This is a genomic window from Serratia sp. H1w (assembly GCF_000633355.1).
Taxonomy (GTDB): domain Bacteria; phylum Pseudomonadota; class Gammaproteobacteria; order Enterobacterales; family Enterobacteriaceae; genus Chania.
Map to the genome: position 1 here is coordinate 1 of NZ_AYMQ01000185.1, position 3,806 is coordinate 3,806.

The window sequence follows — 3,806 nt, forward strand, 5'->3', positions numbered from 1 at the left end:
AATTCAATCGGTATTGACAGTAGAGTTGCTCGCCCGCTTGGGTTAGTGACAGCTTACGCGTGGTGCGCACCAGCAACTGGACACCCAATCTTTCTTCAAGCTCACGAACAGAACGGCTGATCCCCGATTGAGCAAGCCCCAGCCTCTGAGCCGCGGCGGTAAAACTGCCTTCCCGTACCACCTGCATAAACAGGTAAAGCTCGTTGTAGTTCTCCCTTTTCGCCATCGGTTTATTCCCCCACGTACTACGCCAGTCTCAGCATTAATTCATAACATTATGGTATTAATCTTAGCAGTTATAACCCTCTAATCAGCACTAATTCTGCTAATTATAATAAGCCCATCAAAACCAAGTACAGCAGCGTTGTCCGTAGGCAACCTGTCACACTCTCTTGTTTTTCATGGGGGTTTTTTATGAAAGCTTTCACCAAAACGCTAAAAATCGCGATGCCTGCCATGCTGCTGTTCGCATCATTAACTGGAGTCACGACAATGAGTTATGCTGATTCAATCAATCCGAATGCCCCTGTTTCCATGATCGATAAATGGGATAAGACCTTCGCCGAGAGCCAGAAAGTCGATCATCGTAAAGTCTCGTTTCAGAATCGCTATGGGATCACCTTAGTCGGCGATCTTTACCTTCCCAAAGATCGTGGCGATCGCAAGCTGGCGGCGATTGCCATCAGCGGTCCTTTTGGCGCGGTGAAGGAGCAGTCCAGCGGTCTGTATGCGCAGACTCTGGCGGAGCAGGGATTTATTACTCTGGCGTTTGACCCTTCTTATACGGGAGAAAGCGGGGGTTATCCGCGTAACGTCGCCTCGCCGGATATCAATACTGAGGATTTCAGCGCAGCAGTCGATTTCTTAGGTCTGCAAAAAGAGGTGGATCGCAACCGTATCGGGCTGCTCGGCATTTGCGGTTGGGGCGGCATGGCGATAAATGACGCCGCAATGGATACCCGCGTCAAAGCGGTGGCCACCAGTGTGATGTACGACATGAGCCGGGCGATGGGACATGGCGTGGGTGATGGCAAAGACCGTTATTCAACCGCCGACCGTCGTGCCGTACTGCAATATCTGAATGAACAGCGCTGGAAGGATGCGCAGAGTGGAACGTTTGCACACGGTGGCCATGATATTAACGTCGATAGTAACGGCAAGGTCAGTGCGGGCGGGCGCATTCTGCCAGAAACGCTCCCGGCAAATCCGCATCCGGTACTGAAAGAGTTCTTTGACTATTACCGTATGCCACGCGGCTTCCACGAGCGTTCCGTTAACTCGACCGGAGCGTGGACGGCAACGATGCCGCTGTCGTTTATGAATATGCCACTGCTGAGCTATGCCATGTAGCGCGGCGGAAAATTTCGGACTGATTCGCGCATAATTTCGGACTGAGAACAAGCGAGAAATGCACTTATATTGGACAGTCCGGAATATTACGCAACACACCACTAATCAAGCTCAGAAAATCTCCATGTGCAGTATAATTCTGGGTCTCCTTCAATCTGGATGAATTCGTTGTCATCAGTCACCATCACAACTCGATAATGTTGGCCTTCGATAAGCGAAGGGGCGCTGATGTTGGTTATGCATTTAACAAAATCATTAGGTTTTATCATAAAATCAACAGCTCACGAGTTTCAGTGAATGGATGGTAAACGTATCACCGACGCCAATGTTGTCAGCGTTAAATCTTAACCGGAGATAAAACGCACTTTTAGGCGTTGGCCAAATGGTGCCAGAACTACCACGAACATTCGACGCTCCCGTAGGAATGCTGGTTGTGCCGCTTGCTGAATTATCCTTAATCAACCCCACTGGCGTGGCTTGCCCTACTCCGGCACTGCGTGCCACTTGGTTACAGATAAGTTTTTGTACAAAAACATGACTTAGTATTGACGAATTAGAAGCAAACCATTCAATCCCTATTTGGGTGTGCCCGACAATAGGGATGAAAAAATCCAATCCTTTACTACCCCCTGGAGGCAAACTTGATGTACATGTAATCGAACCATCCCCATTAATTGATGCTGACAGCCCTGTGCCTGTGACCACATACTCAACTGAGGAAACACCAGGTGCAACAAGAGAGCCATCTGCATCATAAAGTGCTATTGCTCTGGCTGCATCATTTGTAAAATTAACGTTTGTTTTCAAATAGGGCATATTTGAAAGTATGCATGATGATATATTAATACCATCAGAAATAATATCGATATTCCTAAGGGTAACTTGGTTAGGTGCAAATTGCTTAAAAAGATTATATTTTGTCGTCGTGTTTAATCTAATTGCGGCAAGACCACTCACAATCGCATGAGCATTCGCACCACGAAAGTCGATAAAGGGCAATGTGCGATATGAAAACTCAATGTGTGAGTTAATTTCAATAAAACCACGTGTAATTATCGCTGCACCCTCACAATAATCCATTGAGCCTTTATGTCAATATATTTTCCCGTCTGGGTTGTCGAGAACGAAAGCGTAACCACCGTTTTGAAAAATACAGCTGTCGAATGAAAATCGCTCATAAGTATCGGGTTGTGATGTAATATGCATCCAATGATTACAACTATTGCACCCACTTGCGTACCATGACCATCCCCATCCCCATCCTCCCGTTCCGTTCGAGTAGACCGTATCGAACCCTTTAAAATGGCAGTTAAACACGGTTTGCAAAGCTGCAGGATTATTGTTTGCATTACCTGTATTATTCACACCATAAAATAAATTTACGGTTCTACCCTCAGATGCAAACATCATGTCTCTAAATACAGGTGTGGTTTTGTTTGAGTATGAAACCAGCGATGTGTCGGTTGAGCTGGTCAACATAAATGCATAACCCGTCAAATAAACACCAGCAGGGTCAACATAGATTGTCCCTGGCCCTTGCAGGGCCACTTTGCTGGCATCAATAATTCTCGAGGCCGACACTTTAATATTGCCGTTTAAATGTAACACGGCTTTCGTTGTTACACCATTTGCGGTTGTGCTGAATTTGGCTGTGATATCCAGAAGTTGTTGAAATCTGGTTGTCATATCACTTTGTCCCGTGGTGTCTATACCAGACCATTCAACATAAAGGTCATGTAAAACTTTTCTTTTCCAACGCATACCGTTAGATAATACAACGCATGTAAAACCGTCATCATCATCAGTTACGGTATCGGATGCATCATAATAAAAGTATCCATCCCCTTTGTCATTGTCGTTTGTATGTGCGGCAACATCTATTTTTTGACCGTCAATAGTAGGTGTGATGGTTCTAAGTTTCGCAATGTTTTCACACCGTCCGATATACTTTAAACCATCAGGTGCCGAAAACTTTAACGTGATTTTAATGATTTCATCGTCAACATACTTCCTGCTGGCCAAGACAATATCATCATTAACAATCAACTCTAGTGCGGCAACGTTATCAACCACGAGATGCACTTGAATGTAAAGCTGTTTCCCTGAGCCAGATGCTGGTAACGGTTTAATCGTGTCAGGGTAATTACTGATGGCTATGAGATCGCCGTCACCATCAAACAATCCAATTTCTCTAACAACCCATCCGCCAGTATCGGCAGGGACAACACCTTCAGCTAAAACATGGTTAGTTGCATCATCTGCGCTACGTAAATCATTAATATCACCGCGCCAGGTCTCACGTCTTAGCTGTGTCTGGTCAGCGGTTGGCAAGTAATTTTGTCCAGCCCCATCACCTACTGCAATTGAGGTAATCCGTACTGGCACCTCTGTAATTATGGCTTGGGCCAGTTTCTCAGTCCCGACTGTGGTTAAGATTGGGTCATGTATTCAATGTG

The 3,806-nt window shown here is 45.7% G+C and carries 3 protein-coding genes and 1 pseudogene; 1 reads left to right on the forward strand and 3 read right to left on the reverse strand.

The genetic code is table 11. The annotated features are described in order from the left end of the window. A partial coding sequence (locus U869_RS0128430) for a LysR family transcriptional regulator (RefSeq protein ID WP_029988490.1) occupies positions 1 to 226 on the reverse strand: 226 nt, incomplete at its 3' end. A gap of 266 nt (positions 227 to 492) precedes the next feature. Here U869_RS0128430 and U869_RS29880 point away from each other — a divergent pair. After that, positions 493 to 1,344: pseudogene (locus U869_RS29880) on the forward strand (alpha/beta hydrolase); the annotation flags it as partial. Between the two features lie 279 nt (positions 1,345 to 1,623). Here the strand turns inward: U869_RS29880 and U869_RS32350 are convergent. Together U869_RS32350 and U869_RS30275 are read right to left on the reverse strand one after the other, a co-directional pair. Next, positions 1,624 to 2,430, reverse strand: a complete 807-nt coding sequence (locus U869_RS32350; protein WP_157834781.1) for a hypothetical protein — start codon at positions 2,428 to 2,430, stop codon at positions 1,624 to 1,626. 12 nt (positions 2,431 to 2,442) lie between these two features. Then, positions 2,443 to 3,798 (reverse strand): phage tail protein, encoded by a 1,356-nt coding sequence (locus U869_RS30275; protein WP_081795983.1) that lies wholly within the window; start codon positions 3,796 to 3,798, stop codon positions 2,443 to 2,445. Positions 3,799 to 3,806 lie beyond the last annotated feature (8 nt).